Source organism: Microbacterium sp. A93 (genome assembly GCF_051842835.1).
This window is the reverse complement of record NZ_JBPXMT010000009.1, coordinates 232,477-247,734: the sequence shown is the minus strand read 5'-3', so window position 1 is coordinate 247,734 and position 15,258 is coordinate 232,477. Positions and strand designations below refer to the sequence as shown.

The window sequence follows — 15,258 nt, the reverse complement described above, 5'->3', positions numbered from 1 at the left end:
GCCCATCGACCTTGGTACATGGACGGCTTCGGGTGGTCGTGGACGTACGACCTTTCTGCCGAAAGCTAGATGAGATAGTCCTATCAGGGCTGAGGAAGCTCAAGACACTTGGCACCGGCCCGGTGGGCCTGTTCGCAACCAACCTCCAATGACAGCTACAGGACCAGGGGAAGAGAAGCAGGAGCCTGTCGCTGAGCGACGAGCTCGGCCCTGACATCCCTGAGTCGTCGGCCATCAGGTACGGACCAGAAGTACCAGCCGTTAGTTGCGCGCTTGCGCAAGCTCTTGGCGGCGGCGGAGGGTGAAGCGTACGCCTTTCCGTGGACCTTTAGATCGCCACCAGCGAGGACCTCAGCTGTGGACCCGTTGAAATCCCGATGAGTGGAATGCAAGGTCTCGCCCACGGACAGCAACCCTGCTTCGATAAGGTGCTTAAGGTCGATACCCTCTACCGACTTCGCTTGGGGATCAACCACTGTCCCTTGATGTCCGTCGGGCGTGGGCCATACGTGGAGTAGCGTACCGATCAGTATGTCGGTCCGACGGTCAATGAGCTCCTCACCCCAGCTGTCATTTTCGGCCGCGCTGAGTATGCGACCGGTCAGCGTCAGGGTGTTGTGCTGCAGGAGCGCTTGACGCTTGATATCCCACGAGGCGTTGGAGACCTTGGAATTAAGGGACTGCGTCAACAACGTGAGGTTGCCCAACCGATGCACTCGCGAAGCGCGTGCTTCCACTTCTTCGGGTGATCCCACTGGCCAGGAATCTTGCCAGGATTGGGGCAACACATGCTCGATCGGCAGTCGACCCCGCTCGACTTGGGGCTGCTGAGTTTCTGCCCTGTAGTAGTTCTCTGCTGCCTCGAGAAACATGCGCATACGCGCACGCGGGTAGCGCCGGTACACAGGTTCCGTCGCCAAGACTGAGCGGACCTCCACGTCTCCCGGCCAATAGGTACTCGTGACGTTCAACCGAGTCAGATGAGTCGTGATCCGCTCAACGAGATCGGCAATGTCAGTGGCCTTAGCGTTTCGAATGATCTCTGCGACGATGCGCCCCAGATCTGAATTAGACAGACGAAGAAGTTGCCTACGGTAGACCCAGCTCTCTGTGCTTCGGATGACCTCTTCAGTGATAGCAGGCGGGATGCCCCTTGATGGATCCGTAAGGAATAACAGGAGAGGTTTCAGCAGTTCGATACCGCTGGCCTTCATGCGGTAGACCGCCATCTCCACGACCGATAGGTTTCCATCATTCCTGGAAGCTGCCTCAGTCCACGTTTGATACATGTCGGCCTGACGCCGAATCCGGGGAAGCAAATCCTTCATGGAGACGTCCGCGTTGTTGTTGACGTATCTCTTGAACGCACTGAAGGTGTTGTGCGGACTGATCTCGTCGCCCAGCCGGGAAATGAGCCATTGATTCAAGAACAGCGAGCTACGACCGACCGTTTGGCGCCCCACACTGACCGAGGCCTCCCAGAACTTGGTCTCGAAAGGCCAGTCCCGCTCGTATGCACTCCTACTGTCTGCTCCCTCGGCCTCGAGGCGTTGAAATACGAAGTTGCGGACCAGATCGGCTGCGGTCAAGGGAGTGCCGCGAGCATTGAGCGTCTCAAAGATCTCTTGGGAATCCTCGTCCGGCGTCAGGTCGATCGACACCAGTTGCAGCCCGCCCTGGATCACCTCTGTGAGGTGGTCGGCGCGTATCGGGAACGAAGCGTCCTCGGGCGAGCCGAGCCATTCTTCGGCAACGCGGCGGAAGTATTGGTGTGCCCGGGCGATCCGTGATCCGTGGTTCTCCAGCTCTTCATAGGAGAGCGATGGGTCCGCATTCATGATCTCATCGAATGCTGCCCGGTCTTTGTTGAGATGTCTGACTTTGAGCGCGCTTTCGCCGTCAGCGATGTAGTGCGACGGATTGTGGGTCAGTCCCTCAAGCTGCCGGGCTGGACTGTCCAGACCAGCGTCGAGTAGCAGAGCGTTGGTGGCGTCCATGAGCAATTGCAGGGTTGTTAGGCGTTGCTGGCCGTCGACCACATTCCATACGCCCATGTTGCCTGATGCAGGCTCGGCAGCTTGAAGGACAACGGCGCCCAGAAAATGAGAGACCGCCTTGAAGGGCGTCTTCATTCGAGCCTCGACAGTGCGACGGATGTCCTGCCAGAGCGGGGCCCACTGTTCTTCTTCTTCCCAGACGTAAGGACGTTGGAATAGCGGGATGATGAAGTGCTGGGGGAGATTAAATAGCTCCAGTGGCGTGCGCTTTCTCGTCTCCATCTCATGATTCTGGCACGACGTGCCACCGAGTTAGCGGACGACGCTCCCTGACCGCCTACGGCCACTGGACCCAGTAGGAGTTCCTCATCGAGACGACGGCTGGCAGCCTGTGCCAACATGACCTTGCCGGCCTCGGCCAGCGCATGGTCAATGAGGGTGCCGCCGGCCACCTGTCCGCGATACCCGGACCAGACGCACACGCTGAGCTCTGGGGCCCCGTCGGCCACGAAGCCGTAGCCGGGATCGGTGGATTCGAGAACAGTAGCCAAACGGAGTCCAAGACCACCTCCGCCTCCGCTTTGGCTCCCGACGCTTGCTCCGGATTTCGTGCGCAGCTCGTCAAGACTTAATGTGCAGTGCCACTTTGGCCTACTTTTCCGGGGTTTTCGGCGCGGGTGGACGGCGCAGGTATTTCATCCCGAGTGGCGCAGGACTTAAGCCGGACCAGCGCAGACGTGGGCCGACCGGTGGACGGAACCGGGCCGTCGTCGTCCCCCGCGCCCTTAACGTGTCCGCCCCCATCCGTAGCGTCCCAACCAGATCGATCCCGCCAACAGGCGGGCCTTCCCTCGGTCTCTGTTCCGGCAGACCCGGAGAGCCGGCACGGCGGGACCCCACCGCGGCACCGGTTCGCACCGTCTATCGCTTCCCACGCGATCCTCATGAAGGACCTTCCCATGAACCAGAACCAGCCCTCCCCTCACGGATACAGCCAGGACCCGACGACCGGCGGCACTCCGCCCGACGGCAAGGCCGCCAAGTCAGCTGCCAGGGCCGCCCGCCCCTGGTACAAGAAGAAGCGCGCCATCATCCCCGCCGGGGTCCTGGCGCTGTTCATCATCGCCGGTCTGGCCAGCGGTGGTGGCGACGACCCGGATCCGGCGGCCGCTCCCTCGAGCCAGTCGGCCACGCCGTCAGCCACGGAGGACGTCCAGCTCGCCGAAGCCACCGCATCCGCTGAGGAGGAGGCGGCGCAGGAAGCCGAGGAGTCGGCCCGCGCGGAGGCCGAGGCTTCCGAGAAGGCCGAAGCCGAGGCTCAGGCGGCGGAGGAGGCGGAAGCTTCGAAGAAGGCCGAGGAGGAGGCCAAGGCAGCTGAGGAAGCTCGGGCCGCCGAGGAAGCCGCCGCTGCAGCTGAGGCCGAGGCCGAACGTGGCACCCTGAGCCAGCAGAACGCGCTGCGGTCGGCCGAGGACTACCTCGACTACACCGCGTTTTCCCGGAGCGGGCTCATCGGCCAGCTGGAGTTCGAGGACTACTCGACCGCTGATGCCACATGGGCCGTGGACCGCGTAGAGGTCGACTGGAACGAGCAGGCGGCCAAGTCCGCCGCGGACTATCTGGACTACACCTCGTTCTCACGCCAGGGCCTGATCGACCAGTTGGTCTTCGAGGGCTACTCGCAGGAGCAGGCTCAGTATGGTGTGAGCCAGACAGGCCTGTAGTCGGAGTGGCCCCGTCTGACCGGGCCACTCCCCTCGCCCCACTCCAGAACGGATGTGCTTCCACCATGTCGGACAGCGTCGGCAGCTGGTTTGCTGTCGGGACCATCGGCTCCATCATCACGGGTGGCGCAGCCTCCGTGGTCCCGGGCTACTTCGGGATGGAGGGCTACGGGTTCAACTTCTTCGTCATCCTGTGCGTCGCCTCCGTGATCTTCGCACTCGTGGCGCTGATCGCCGTCGCGGGTTTCTTCAACCTCGTGGTGCGATACCTGCGCGAGATCAGCGAGAACACTGGTTCGGCCCGGAGGAGCATGTGAGCAGTCGAAGGGCGCGCCTGAGGTTCACCGGCCACATCGCCGGTGCCGGGACCACCGGCGGGACGCGGCTGGTGCTCGGATGCTGGAACAAGTCCCCGCACGGGCCGTTCGCGGACGTCATGGTCCAGCGCCAGGACGGGCACCGCATCCTGCTGGCCCCCGATCCGTGGGTGGCCGACTTCGTCTCCGCCACCTACACCTTCGACGAGGTGCAGCAGGTGCCCGTCAGGGTACAGGGACCCGACGCCGGCGCTGCCGCCGGCTCGCGCTGGCACGTCACCGCGGGGCCGCTGGACTGGTCCTTCGAGGTGGGGCGGCGTGAGCCACTGGGGCACCTGTTGCGAGCGGTGCCCGGCCCCGTGGGAACGAGTCTGACCATAGCCCGGGTCACGGACCGGGTGGCCCGGGTGGTGATGCCGGGGGTGCGAACCGTGGGCACCGCGGGCAACGACCGCACCGAGTGGTACGCCGCCCGGGACCTGCACCGCCTGTCCGCCTCCCGCGCGGCCTGGGACGGGGAAAACCTGGGTGCCCTGGCGGACCTGGATCCACCAGCGGACTTCGGCTTCAGTTCCACCCCTCGGTTTCCCAGCCTGACCGCGCTGACGAGCACCGTCAGCATTCTTCACTGAGGCTGGAGTCGTCCTGGGGCGCCCGGTCAATGCAGTCAGCGCTAGGGCCCCGAGCTGCCCTCATTTTGCTCGGACAGCATCCGCCGGGCTTCGCCTAACGCCCAATCAGCATCGGCATGGTCCGTCTTCGCCAACGCCAGCAGGTTGGCGATGTGCTGTTCGCGACTGAGCCGAGCCGTCTCGTCGGCGAAGTTGATCATCGCCAGGACGCGGGCGTGGGCACGGCGCCCCCGGGCCTTAGGCCGGGTGTCATTCGCATCCGTTCCCCGGAGGATTTCCAATGCCTCGATTAACAACCATTTCATCCCGTACTCCCCCACCGTGGCCATTGCTCTTGCCACGCTAGCCGTCTTGCACAGAACCAACGAGACGCTCAGCCGCTCAACGAAGGACTGGACGTCACCAGAACGTCCGACAGCGCCTCGGCGAACCGAGCAATGTCCTCGGGAGTGTTGTAGAAGTGCGGCGAAACGAGGATGCGCCCCGCCTTGTCCGACGCCGAGATCTTCCGTTGCCGCAGCTCGTGCGCGACGAGGGCGGAGTCTCCAACGTGGTCGAGAGCAATGATCCCCGCGCGCACATCACGCGGCGTGATCGAGGCGACCCCGATGCCGTCCAAGGCGGTGAGGACCTCGCCGGTGAGCTGCTCGACGCGCGCGAAGATGTTCGGCCATCCGAGGTCCTCCAGATATTCGAGCGTCGCGTCCAGGACGTACAGCCCCGGGAAGTTCGGTGCCGCATAACTGAACGAGGTGCTCGGAGCGGGATTGCCGTAGCTGCGGAAGATGGGCGTGAGCGCCTCCCGGGCGCGTTCGCGGAAGACACCGATCGCGGTGCCGAAGCCGGACATCAACCATTTGAAGACCCCGGCACCGTAGACGTCCACGTAGCTCAGATCCACGGGCACCGCACCGAGCGCCTGGATGCCGTCCACCACGAGTAGGGCGTCCACGTCTCGGCAGGCGCGGCCCAGTCGGTTCAGGTCCAGCATCGTTCCGGTCCACGGGTGCACGTGGGATACGGACACGACCCGGGTGCGCGGTGTGATCGCCTCGAGCAACTGCTGCTCACGTGTGCTGGGTGCGGTCGGCTGGACCCGGACGACCTTCACGCCCGCTGCCTCGGCGTTCGCCCACGGTAGGACGTTGCAGGGATAGTCGTCGGCTGCCACCACCACCTCGTCACCGGGGTGCCAGCTCGCGCTGGCCGCGGCGAGGTTGATGACTTCGCTGGTGTTGCGGAAGAACTCGACCTCCTCCTCGGACACACCCAGGAGCCGAGCCGTCCGTTGCTTCGCGCCCGTGGCCGCTTGGCGCCAACTCGGCTGCGCATCGCAGCCCAGGAGCGCTACATCACGGTAGTACTGACCTGCTGCCTCCGCAGCACCCGGGAAGGCCAGACCAGCTCCCGCAGACTGCAGATAGACCCATCCCTCGCGATAGGCAAAATCGCTCTCGACTCTCGCCTGCCATTCATCCACAGCACGTCTCCTTTTCGAGACACCATTCCGGCGTTCACATCAGGGGTCAACGCGCATTTCGCGGGACGGAACCAGGATGCCGCTGCCTCCTGAAGCTACCTAGGATCAGAAAAAACCCGCACCGAGCGGGTTGCAGCCATGTGCTGACCGGCGCTGGAGCGAGTGCGACAGCTGACCCCGAACCTGAGGAGAAGCCCATGAGACAAGAGATCCGCGCTGAGAATCACCATCCGCCGATCGGTCACTACACCGACGCGGTGCGGTCCGGGGATTTGCTCTACTTGTCCGGGTGCGGCCCGACCGGCGTGGACCTTGAGGTGGTCGGCGGAGACGACGCGGGGGCCCAGGCCCAGCAGGTCTACGCCAACATCGGCAAGGTGCTGGACGCCGCCGGGGCACGCCCCCAGGATGTCCTCTCCGTGACGACCTACCTCACCGACCCCGCCGACGGGCATGTGGTGAACGACGCCAAGCGCGAGTTCTTCGGTGAAGCACGCACCGCGAGCGCCACGGTCATCGTCGCCGACCTGATGGTCCCTGGCGCCAAGGTCGAGGTGCAGGCGGTCGCCCGCATCCCCTCCGAACGCTGAGCGCCAGGATGACGGGGCTCGACGACGGCCGGCTGGCCAGCATCCGGGCAGGGTTTCCCTATCTGCACGGCCGCGCCTACCTCAACTCCGGCGGTGCCGGTCTGGCGTGGCGCGGCCAGTCGGCCGCGGCGGCGGTCTACTACGACGACGTGGCCAGCATGGGCGCTGACGGCCAGCGGCTCTGGATGGCTCTCGGCGTGCGTGCCCGGGAGCGCGTGGCGGCACTGCTCGATGTTCCCGTGAAGGATGCCAGCTTCTTCCGCAACACGACCGAGGTGATCAACCTCGCCGCCAACAGCATGGAGTGGCACGCGGGCGATGAGGTGGTCGTCGCTGCTGACGACTTCCCCTCGGTGGTGTGGCCATGGGTCCGTGCGGAAGCGGCCGGGGGCCGCGTCGTCCGCGTCGACCCGGGCACGGAACCCCAGCGGGAGGACCGGCTGCTGGAGGCAATCACAAGCCGCACGCGGGTCCTCGCGGTGTCCCACGTGAACACGGTGACGGGCACCCGGCTGGACCTGGACCGTCTGGGGCGAGCGTGCCGAGAGGTCGATGCCCTGCTCGTCGTCGACGGCATCCAGGCGTTGGGGTCGCTCCCCGTCGACCTCACGTACGTGGATGTGTATGCAGCCGGAGTGTTCAAGTGGCTGCTCTCGGGCTTCGGCACCGGGATCGGCGTGTTCCGGGAGCGGGCGCGGGACAAGCTCACGCCGGCCTACCGGGGCTACCGGAACAAGCCACCCAGTACGGACTTCGGGTACGCCGATCCGAACTATCCGGGGCTGTACGTCCTTGATGCGACGCTGGAGTTCCTCGGCAGCGTGGGATGGCCGGTGATCCACGGACGCGTGGATGAACTGACACGGCGGACCGCGGATGCGATCCGCGCGCTCGGCATTGAACCGATCACCCCGGCGGATGCCCAGGCTGGGATCGTCAGCTTCCGTACCGAGGATTCCGCGGCCATCACGGCCGAACTACTGCGAGCCGGTGTCCATGTCGTGGAGAAGCTGGGCCTGGTGCGGGTCTCCCCGCACTTCTACAATACGACTGCCGAGGTGGATCGATTCGCCGAGGCGCTCGAGACGGCGCTCGCCGGTCGGTGAAATCCGAGGACCCAGGAGGTTCCATGTCATTCCAGGCCTATCTCGACGCCATTGAGAACAAGACCGGCCTCACCCCGCGCCAGCTGCTCGAGATCGCGCAGGCCCGGGGGTACAGCGATGACTCCGTGAAGGCGGGCGAGATCCTGGACTGGCTCAAGACCGACTACGGACTCGGCCGGGGCCACGGCATGGCCCTGGTCCACGTCATCCAGAAGGGCCCTCAGATCGACGCCAAACACGTGGGAACCTCCGGCTCACACCGCGACTCCTCGGACACGCTCTGGTTGGACGGCCAGGCCAGCAAACCGTCCTGACCCGGAATGCGGGCCCGCCACGGGCTCGGTTGCACCGTCCTCGACACCCCCTCCTCGAGCCTTCTATTGCACACAACTGAATTGTACGCAATACTTCCTGCATGAGCACCCCCGAAGCCCCACCGAACCTCCACCTGGAGGACCAGGTCTGCTTCGCCCTGTACTCGGCGGCCCGGGCAGCCCAGCAGGCCTACCGGCCACTGCTGGACGAACTGGGCCTGACCTACCCGCAGTACCTGGTGCTGCTGGTGCTCTGGGAGCAAGACGGGCAGTCGGTCTCGGAGCTCGGCGAGCGATTGCACCTGGACAGCGGCACACTCTCGCCGCTGCTGCGCCGTCTGGACGAGCACGGGTTCATCACCCGCGAGCGCCAGACCACCGACTCCCGCCGAGTGACCGTCCGGCTGACCACAGCGGGTGAGACCCTCCGCGAGCGCGCGGTGGACGTCCAGCGGTGCCTGCTGGACGCCGTCGGGCTCTCCACCGCAGACCTGCTCGCGCTGCGGGACCTCTCCCAGCGTTTCGTGGCCGCAACCTGACCAGCTCCCCACACGCCCACGCAACCACCATCAGGAGATCCCCATGCAGACGATCTACACCGCCGAAGCCCTGGCCACCGGAGGCGGCCGCGACGGCCGCACCCAGACCGCGGACGGCAAAATCAACCTGGACTTGGCCACCCCGCAGGAGATGGGCGGCACCGGCGACGGCGCGAACCCGGAGCAGCTCTTCGCCGCCGGCTACGCGGCCTGCTTCCACTCCGCCTTGCAGATGGTGGCCCGCAAAGCCAAGGCTGACCTGGGCGAGTCCAGCGTGGGCGCGCGAGTGGGCATCGGCCCCAACGGCGCCGGCGGATTCGGCCTGGAGGTCACCCTCGAGGTGGTCGTGCCGAACCTGCCCGCCGAGCAGGCCCAGGAGCTCGCCGACCAGGCCCACCAGGTCTGCCCGTATTCCAACGCCACCCGCGGCAACATCGAGGTCCATGTGAACGTGGTGCAGGACTGATGCCCACCCTTTACGACTTCACCGCCCCCACCGTGGCCGGTCAGGACCAGCCGCTCGCGGACTATGCCGGCCAAGTGGCCGTGGTGGTCAACACCGCCAGCAAGTGCGGCCTGACGCCCCAGTACGAAGGCCTGCAGGAGCTCTACGCCGAGTACAAGGACCAGGGCCTGGTGGTGCTCGGCTTCCCCTGCAACCAGTTCGCGAACCAGGAGCCCGGCACGGACGCTCAGGCCAGCGAGTTCTGCCAGCTGAATTACGGGGTCGAGTTCCCCATGTTCGCCAAGGTGGACGTCAACGGTTCCGGCTCCCACCCCCTGTTCGCCTGGCTGAAGAAGGAGACCTCCGGGCTGCTCGGCGGGGCCATCAAGTGGAACTTCACCAAGTTCCTCGTCGACCGGGACGGGAAGGTCCTCGAACGCTTCGCCCCGGCCACCGGCCCCGAGAAGATGCGTTCAGCGATCGAGGCGGCCCTGGAGGTGCCGGCGGGCTGAGGTCCTGGAGGTGCCGGCGGGCTGAGGTCCTGGAGCACCTGGCAGGCCAGCCTGCGTCTCACGGCGTCATCTCCGTCCCCTGCACCCGGGTGATCGGCTCAAACACCGCCAGGATGACGGACCATGACCGCCGGCATGCCCCGGGCCCGCCCCGCCGATAGCGTCGGCGGCGAATCACGAGTGCCACACACAGCGAACCCTGGTTCCGTGGCCGGCAACCCTCCGCACGTGCGGGGTGCCCCAGGTGAGGATTCGGCCCGCAGCCCACTGGTGCGGGCAAGACGCGAGCCAAGGTAGGGAAGACAGGCCATGAGCACGTCCACACTGAGAATCGACTCCGAGGCATCCGTGGTCCACGGCCTGGACATCGGCCGCACCCGGCCGGCCATGAAGTGGGTGTGGATCCTCGGCCTGGGTGGGGTGTTCTTCGAGGCCTACGCCGGTGCGGCCCTCGCCTCCGGTCTCGATCCGCTGACCCGCGAGTTGGGCCTGAGCCCCGTCCAGGTCTCCCTGGTGACGAGCACCTACATGTTCGTGGCGATCTTCGTCTGCCCCTTCGCCGGAGGCCTGGCGGACAAGTTCGGGCGGCTGAACATCCTCCTGGCAGCCAAGGCCTTCGCCCTGGTCGCCATGGTGATCGGACTGTCCGCGGGCAGCTTTGAGATCCTCATCCTCTCCCGCGTGCTCGCCGGCGTGGCCTGGGCCATGGACTTCGGAGCGCTGCTGACCTATATCTCCGAGTTCCTGCCGGCACGGCACCAGAGCAAGCTCAACCGCTGGCAGGGCATGTGGTACGTGGCCACCACCACCAACCTGCTCTTCACCTTCGGCATCTACCACCTCGGGGTCGGCACCTCGATCTGGCGCTGGTTGCTGGGCAGCTGCGCCGTCGTCGCACTGGCGCTCCTCGTCTCCCAGCGGGCCGTGCTGGTGGAGTCCCCGCGGTGGCTGGCCTCCAAGGGCCGGTACGCCCAGGCCGCCGCCGCCCTGCAGCGGATGTACGAGTTCCCCGGCGCCGCGGTCACCGCCGCCCCAGACGGCTCGGTCACCGGAACCACCCAGCACGACGCCGGCCGGTTGGCCACGCTGTTCCGCGCGCCCTACCTGCGACGCACCGTCCTGGCCAACGTCGCCTGGTTCGCCGAGGCCTGCCAGTACTACGCGATCGGCTGGTACCTGCCGATCATCGCCCTGACCCTGTTCGGCGAGAGCTTCGCGGGAGCCACCCTCGGAGCGGCAGCGTTCAACGTCCTGGGCATCGTCGGCGGCTTCGCCGCAGCCGGCCTCGCGTCCCGACTGCGCATCCGCGGCGCCATCCAGATCGGCTTCGCCGCCTGCGCGGTGATTCTCGTGGTCTTCGGGCTCACGCTCGAGTCCGCTCCCCTGGCGGTGGCCATCCTGCTGCCGTCCCTCTTCATCCTCTTCCACGCGGGGTTGGCCGCCCCGGGTGGTGCGGCACTGTCCGCGCTCGCGTATCCGAGTCATCTCCGAGGCCTGGGCATGGGCGTCTCAACCACCTTCTGCAACATCGGCGCCGCTGCGGGCCTGTTCCTGTTCCCGTTGCTGCAGGCCTGGTTGGGCACCTCTGGGGCGATCATGGCCATGGCCGCCGTGCCGTTCGTCGGCTTCCTCACCGCCACCCTCATCAAGTGGGACCCGGACCGGCTCAAGAGCCCTTCTCCAGATGCCGACCCCGCTTTCGCGGCGCTCACGAGCGGACCCGTTACCGCAGACCAACTGCGCGCCTGACGCCAGCGTCACCTCTTGCCGCGGCAGGAATCAGCGTCAGTCGGGTCTCGCGGCCTGTCATGGGCCGGAGGCATCAGGGTGCCCTTGGGCCGCGGGTCGTGCTTCAAAGGCGCCGCAGACCTACCCTCTCTGCGGGCCGGGGGCCTTGTTAGCCTGTGCTTACGCATGCCCCGCATGACCGACCGCAGGAGGCAGGTAGCCGTGTCAACCATCGACCCCGAAGAGGCCCGAGGCCATTCCGAGAACCCGGCCGAGGCCACCCGTGAGACGTCGGGCCACAGCATCGACGGGGACACCCCGCCAGCCGAGGGCACCAGCGCGGAGCCCACCAACAACGAGCTCGACAAGGACCAGCGAGGCGTCGGTGCCAAGAACAAGGCCTGGCTGGTGGCCCTGCTGGTCCTGGTCCTGGTCTTCGTCGGCTTCTGGATCGCCGGCTCGATCGCCGGACTGTTCTGAGCGTCCGCCGAGGCGTTGCCACCACCGATCGTTTCATCACGCCGACCGACCTGGCCCGTCCAAGGAGGATGTCATGACCCATCACGTGAGTTCGATGCTCGAGACCTATCCGAAGGACTTGGGCACGATCGACCGAGAGAAGCTGGCCCAGTGCATCGAGGCGTGTTTCGAGTGCGCCCAGACCTGCACCGCTTGTGCGGACGCCTGCCTGGCCGAGGACAACGTCGCCGACCTCCGGCAGTGCATCCGGTTCAACCTGGACTGCGCAGACCTCTGCGCAGCCACGGGCCGGGTCCTCTCCCGCCAGACCGGCAACAACGCCGAGACCACCCGTGCCTTGCTCGAGGCCTGCCGGACCGCGTGCCGGGTGTGCGCCGATGAGTGCGGCCAGCATGCCGAGATGCACGCGCACTGCACGGTCTGCGCCGAGGCGTGCCGCCGGTGCGAGCAGGCGTGTGCCGAGCTGCTCGAGTCTCTGGGCTGAGGACAGGACCTCCCTTCTTCCAGGTGAAAGTGCCATTGCAGCCTCCAGTACACCTCCCTAGGGTCCACAGTGATACGGATCTCATTCCAGCGACTGTGCTTGGAGTGCGCCTGAACGTCATGTGACCCACCAGGAGGCAGAGTGAAGAGCAGCGCGGCCGTCATCGTGGAACCCGGCAAGGGCTTCAGGATCGAGGAGCTCGACCTCTCCGAGCCCGGCCCCGGAGAGGTCCTGCTCCGATACGCCTACTCGGGACTGTGCCACTCCGACCTCCACATCCTGCAGGGTGACTCCGAGGCGCGATTGCCCCTCGTCGGCGGACACGAGGGCTCGGCAGTGGTCCAGAAGGTCGGGCCGGGGGTGACGCGGGTCCGGGAGGGCGACCACGTGGTCTGCTCCTTCATCCCCAACTGCGGCACGTGCCGCTGGTGTGCCACCGGCCAGCAGGCCCTGTGCGATCTGGGCGCGAACGCCTTGGTGGGCAGCCTGCCAGGGGACCGCTTCGTCTTCACCGGGGAGCACGGCCAGTACGGCGGCATGAACTCCTTGGGCACGTTCAGCGAGTACGGGGTCGTGCATCAGAACTCGGTGGTCCCCATCCCCAAGGACATCCCCCTGGACAAGGCCGCCCTGGTCAGCTGCGGCGTCCCCTCGGGGTGGGGCTCGGCGGTCTACGCCGCCGACGTCCGCCCCGGTGAGACCGTGATCGTCTACGGGGTCGGCGGGATCGGCTCCAACGCCGTGCAGGGGGCCCGCCATGCGGGGGCCGCGAACATCATCGCCGTGGATCCCGAGCCGTTCAAGAGGGAGACCGCCCTGCAACTGGGGGCCACCCACGCGGTCGCCGACGCCGCCGAGGCGGCCGAGCTGGCCCGGGACCTCACGCTCGGCGTCGGCGCGGACAAGGCGATCGTGACCGTGGGACACCTCGAGGAGCCGGTGACGTCGGCGGCCTTCGAGGCCATCCGCAAGGGTGGGACCGCGGTGGTCACCAGCATGGGAGTCCTCGAGGACCCCTCCGTCACGGTCCCCGGCACCATCCTTGCGCTGTTCAAGAAGACGCTCCGCGGCACCCTCTTCGGTGACTGCAACCCCACCTATGACATCCCGCGCCTGCTCTCCCTCTACCAGCAGGGACAGCTGGTCCTCGACGCCCTGATCACCCGGACCTACGCCCTGGGGGACGTCAACCAGGGTTACGAGGACTTGAAGGCCGGCAAGAACATCCGAGGGCTCATCAAGCACTGAGCGCAGCCCACCCTCCCCTGCGCGCCACCACCCGCCACCACCGCGAAGGACGCCACCATGACCGTCACCGAAACCTCACCGCACGTCAGCGAGAACCCCTTCCCCACCGGCCGGCTCTTCATCGGCGGGCAATGGCGGGACGCCACCGGGGCCGGCCTCATGGCGGTCGAGGCACCCGCCACCGGGGAGAAGCTGACGGACGTCGCCCGCGCCACCATCGCGGATGTGGACGCCGCCGCCACCGCCGCCCGCGCCGCCTTCGACTCCGGGGTGTGGTCGGGACTGCCCGGGCGCGAACGGGCCCGGATCCTGCTCGAGGTCGGCCGCCTGATGCGCGAGCGCTCCGAGGAACTGGGACGGATCGAGAGCCAGGACGCCGGCAAGCCGATCGCCATGGCCACGGCCGTCGACGTGAACGGTGCGGCCGAGACGTTCGAGTACTACGGGATGTTGGCCCAGCAGCTCGACGGCTCCGTCCGCCAGACCCCGGGGCGCGTCCTCGCCACGGTGCAGCGGGAGCCACTGGGCGTCGTCGCGGCCATCACGCCGTTCAACTTCCCCCTGATCCTCTCCACGTCCAAGGTCGCCCCGGCCCTGGCCGCCGGAAACTCCGTGGTCCTCAAACCCGCCGACGACACCCCGCTTTCCTCGCTGAAGATGGCCGAGATCCTCCAGGAAGCGGGCGTCCCGGACGGCGTCTTCAACGTCGTCACGGGCGTCGGGTCCGCACTGGGCGACCACCTCGTGGGGCACCCGGAGGTCGACAAGGTGGCCTTCACCGGTTCCACCGAGGTGGGTGCCCGTGTGGCCGGCCAGGCCGGGAAGAACCTGCGGCCGGTCGTCTCCGAACTGGGCGGGAACTCGGCGAACATCCTGTTCGCGGATGCGGACCTGGACCGCGCCATCGACACGGTGATCCAGTCGTTCGTCTTCAACGCGGGACAGTTCTGCATGGCCGGCTCCCGGCTGTACGTCGAACGCCCGGTGTACGAGGAGGTCCTCGCACGGCTACCGCAGGCCGTTTCCAGCATCCCCTGGGGTGACATCACCCGCCCGGAGTCAGTCTTCGGCCCCCTGATCAGCCAGAAGCAGTTCGACCGGGTCTCGGCCCTGGTCTCGGACACGGTGGCCGCCGGTGCTCGTCTGCTCGTCGGCGGGGATCCCGATCCCGAGCGGCCGGGGTACTTCTATCCGGCCACGGTCCTGGTGGACGTGCGGGAGGACCATCCGGCGGTGGCGCGCGAGGTCTTCGGGCCGGTGCTCACGGTGCAGCCCTTCGACACCGAGGAAGAGGTCATCGCGGTGGCGAACGGCACGGCCTACGGCTTGGCCGGAGGCGTCCAGACCGGCGACGCGGTGAAGGGTCAGCGGGTGGCCTCGCGCCTGAAGGCCGGCATCATCTGGATCAACGGCTGGGGCCTCATGGACCCGGCGGTCCCCTTTGGCGGCGTCAAGGCCTCCGGCTGGGGCCGCGAGAATGGCCCCGAGGGGCTGAACGAGTACCTGCAGACCAAGTCGATCGTGCTGAATCTGGAGGGTTGACCGCGGCCTGTCCCCAGCACAGCACCCGCCATCGTGCTTGGCGATCGTCTAGCCCGGGTGCCGGCCGGCCCACTGCGGGTTCAAGTTCAGCGGCCTCACACTTTATTCAGATCATGTTCT

General features: G+C 66.8%; 17 protein-coding genes and 1 riboswitch. Of the genes, 14 read left to right on the top strand and 3 right to left on the bottom strand.

What is annotated here, in order from left to right; genetic code table 11:
- Positions 1–155: 155 nt before the first annotated feature.
- A complete protein-coding gene (locus ACSU1G_RS22360; protein ID WP_439282227.1) occupies positions 156–2,279 on the bottom strand; it encodes a GmrSD restriction endonuclease domain-containing protein in 2,124 nt (707 codons plus the stop codon).
- A 677-nt stretch (positions 2,280–2,956) separates the two neighbouring features.
- Here ACSU1G_RS22360 and ACSU1G_RS22355 point away from each other — a divergent pair.
- The 3 genes from ACSU1G_RS22355 to ACSU1G_RS22345 all read left to right on the top strand — a co-directional run bounded on the left by ACSU1G_RS22355 (position 2,957) and on the right by ACSU1G_RS22345 (position 4,670).
- A complete protein-coding gene (locus ACSU1G_RS22355; protein ID WP_439282226.1) occupies positions 2,957–3,721 on the top strand; it encodes an Ltp family lipoprotein in 765 nt (254 codons plus the stop codon).
- Between the two features lie 65 nt (positions 3,722–3,786).
- Positions 3,787–4,038, top strand: a complete 252-nt coding sequence (locus tag ACSU1G_RS22350) for a hypothetical protein (RefSeq protein WP_439282225.1) — start codon at positions 3,787–3,789, stop codon at positions 4,036–4,038.
- Entirely contained in the window at positions 4,035–4,670 is a 636-nt protein-coding gene (locus ACSU1G_RS22345) for a hypothetical protein (protein ID WP_439282224.1), read from the top strand. Before ACSU1G_RS22350 ends, ACSU1G_RS22345 begins: the two co-directional genes overlap by 4 nt.
- A gap of 41 nt (positions 4,671–4,711) precedes the next feature.
- Here ACSU1G_RS22345 and ACSU1G_RS22340 read toward each other — a convergent pair whose 3' ends face one another.
- A complete protein-coding gene (locus tag ACSU1G_RS22340) occupies positions 4,712–4,975 on the bottom strand; it encodes a hypothetical protein (RefSeq protein WP_439282223.1) in 264 nt (87 codons plus the stop codon).
- 68 nt (positions 4,976–5,043) lie between these two features.
- Positions 5,044–6,150 (bottom strand): aminotransferase class V-fold PLP-dependent enzyme, encoded by a 1,107-nt coding sequence (locus ACSU1G_RS22335; protein WP_439282222.1) that lies wholly within the window; start codon positions 6,148–6,150, stop codon positions 5,044–5,046.
- A gap of 197 nt (positions 6,151–6,347) precedes the next feature.
- Here ACSU1G_RS22335 and ACSU1G_RS22330 point away from each other — a divergent pair, with 197 nt between their 5' ends.
- The 11 genes from ACSU1G_RS22330 to ACSU1G_RS22280 all read left to right on the top strand — a co-directional run bounded on the left by ACSU1G_RS22330 (position 6,348) and on the right by ACSU1G_RS22280 (position 15,138).
- Complete coding sequence (locus ACSU1G_RS22330; protein ID WP_439282221.1) at positions 6,348–6,740, top strand: RidA family protein; 393 nt, start codon at positions 6,348–6,350, stop codon at positions 6,738–6,740.
- Positions 6,741–6,748: 8 nt separating this feature from the next.
- Complete coding sequence (locus ACSU1G_RS22325) at positions 6,749–7,846, top strand: aminotransferase class V-fold PLP-dependent enzyme (protein ID WP_439282220.1); 1,098 nt, start codon at positions 6,749–6,751, stop codon at positions 7,844–7,846.
- Positions 7,847–7,869: 23 nt separating this feature from the next.
- Entirely contained in the window at positions 7,870–8,160 is a 291-nt protein-coding gene (locus ACSU1G_RS22320) for a DUF4287 domain-containing protein (protein WP_439282219.1), read from the top strand.
- A gap of 101 nt (positions 8,161–8,261) precedes the next feature.
- Positions 8,262–8,699: a MarR family winged helix-turn-helix transcriptional regulator gene (locus tag ACSU1G_RS22315; RefSeq protein WP_439282218.1), complete on the top strand. Its 438-nt coding sequence runs from the start codon at positions 8,262–8,264 to the stop codon at positions 8,697–8,699.
- 43 nt (positions 8,700–8,742) lie between these two features.
- Positions 8,743–9,165 carry an organic hydroperoxide resistance protein gene (locus ACSU1G_RS22310; protein WP_439282217.1) on the top strand — a complete coding sequence of 141 codons (423 nt, stop codon included), beginning with the start codon at positions 8,743–8,745 and terminating at the stop codon, positions 9,163–9,165.
- A complete protein-coding gene (locus ACSU1G_RS22305; RefSeq protein ID WP_439282216.1) occupies positions 9,165–9,656 on the top strand; it encodes a glutathione peroxidase in 492 nt (163 codons plus the stop codon). The genes ACSU1G_RS22310 and ACSU1G_RS22305 overlap by 1 nt, the downstream gene beginning before the upstream one ends.
- 172 nt (positions 9,657–9,828) lie before the next feature.
- A riboswitch (SAM riboswitch) is annotated at positions 9,829–9,945 on the top strand.
- Between the two features lie 20 nt (positions 9,946–9,965).
- Positions 9,966–11,405 carry an MFS transporter gene (locus ACSU1G_RS22300; protein WP_439282215.1) on the top strand — a complete coding sequence of 480 codons (1,440 nt, stop codon included), beginning with the start codon at positions 9,966–9,968 and terminating at the stop codon, positions 11,403–11,405.
- 201 nt (positions 11,406–11,606) lie between these two features.
- On the top strand, positions 11,607–11,864 hold the full coding sequence (locus ACSU1G_RS22295; protein WP_439282214.1) for a DUF6480 family protein: 258 nt from the start codon (positions 11,607–11,609) through the stop codon (positions 11,862–11,864).
- 73 nt (positions 11,865–11,937) lie between these two features.
- Complete coding sequence (locus tag ACSU1G_RS22290; protein ID WP_363351098.1) at positions 11,938–12,348, top strand: four-helix bundle copper-binding protein; 411 nt, start codon at positions 11,938–11,940, stop codon at positions 12,346–12,348.
- A 141-nt stretch (positions 12,349–12,489) separates the two neighbouring features.
- On the top strand, positions 12,490–13,596 hold the full coding sequence (locus ACSU1G_RS22285) for an NDMA-dependent alcohol dehydrogenase (protein ID WP_439282213.1): 1,107 nt from the start codon (positions 12,490–12,492) through the stop codon (positions 13,594–13,596).
- 57 nt (positions 13,597–13,653) lie between these two features.
- Positions 13,654–15,138, top strand: coding sequence for an aldehyde dehydrogenase family protein (locus ACSU1G_RS22280; protein ID WP_439282212.1), 1,485 nt, complete (start codon positions 13,654–13,656; stop codon positions 15,136–15,138).
- Positions 15,139–15,258 lie beyond the last annotated feature (120 nt).

Bases quoted from the DNA above. Each gene is read 5' to 3' on its own strand.
- ACSU1G_RS22315 (WP_439282218.1), top strand. From the start codon at position 8,262: ATGAGCACCCCCGAAGCCCCACCGAACCTCCACCTGGAGGACCAGGTC.
- ACSU1G_RS22330 (WP_439282221.1), top strand. From the start codon at position 6,348: ATGAGACAAGAGATCCGCGCTGAGAATCACCATCCGCCGATCGGTCAC.
- ACSU1G_RS22325 (WP_439282220.1), top strand. From the start codon at position 6,749: ATGACGGGGCTCGACGACGGCCGGCTGGCCAGCATCCGGGCAGGGTTT.
- ACSU1G_RS22280 (WP_439282212.1), top strand. From the start codon at position 13,654: ATGACCGTCACCGAAACCTCACCGCACGTCAGCGAGAACCCCTTCCCC.
- ACSU1G_RS22350 (WP_439282225.1), top strand. From the start codon at position 3,787: ATGTCGGACAGCGTCGGCAGCTGGTTTGCTGTCGGGACCATCGGCTCC.
- ACSU1G_RS22340 (WP_439282223.1), bottom strand. From the start codon at position 4,975: ATGAAATGGTTGTTAATCGAGGCATTGGAAATCCTCCGGGGAACGGAT.
- ACSU1G_RS22320 (WP_439282219.1), top strand. From the start codon at position 7,870: ATGTCATTCCAGGCCTATCTCGACGCCATTGAGAACAAGACCGGCCTC.
- ACSU1G_RS22300 (WP_439282215.1), top strand. From the start codon at position 9,966: ATGAGCACGTCCACACTGAGAATCGACTCCGAGGCATCCGTGGTCCAC.
- ACSU1G_RS22290 (WP_363351098.1), top strand. From the start codon at position 11,938: ATGACCCATCACGTGAGTTCGATGCTCGAGACCTATCCGAAGGACTTG.
- ACSU1G_RS22355 (WP_439282226.1), top strand. From the start codon at position 2,957: ATGAACCAGAACCAGCCCTCCCCTCACGGATACAGCCAGGACCCGACG.
- ACSU1G_RS22360 (WP_439282227.1), bottom strand. From the start codon at position 2,279: ATGGAGACGAGAAAGCGCACGCCACTGGAGCTATTTAATCTCCCCCAG.
- ACSU1G_RS22310 (WP_439282217.1), top strand. From the start codon at position 8,743: ATGCAGACGATCTACACCGCCGAAGCCCTGGCCACCGGAGGCGGCCGC.
- ACSU1G_RS22305 (WP_439282216.1), top strand. From the start codon at position 9,165: ATGCCCACCCTTTACGACTTCACCGCCCCCACCGTGGCCGGTCAGGAC.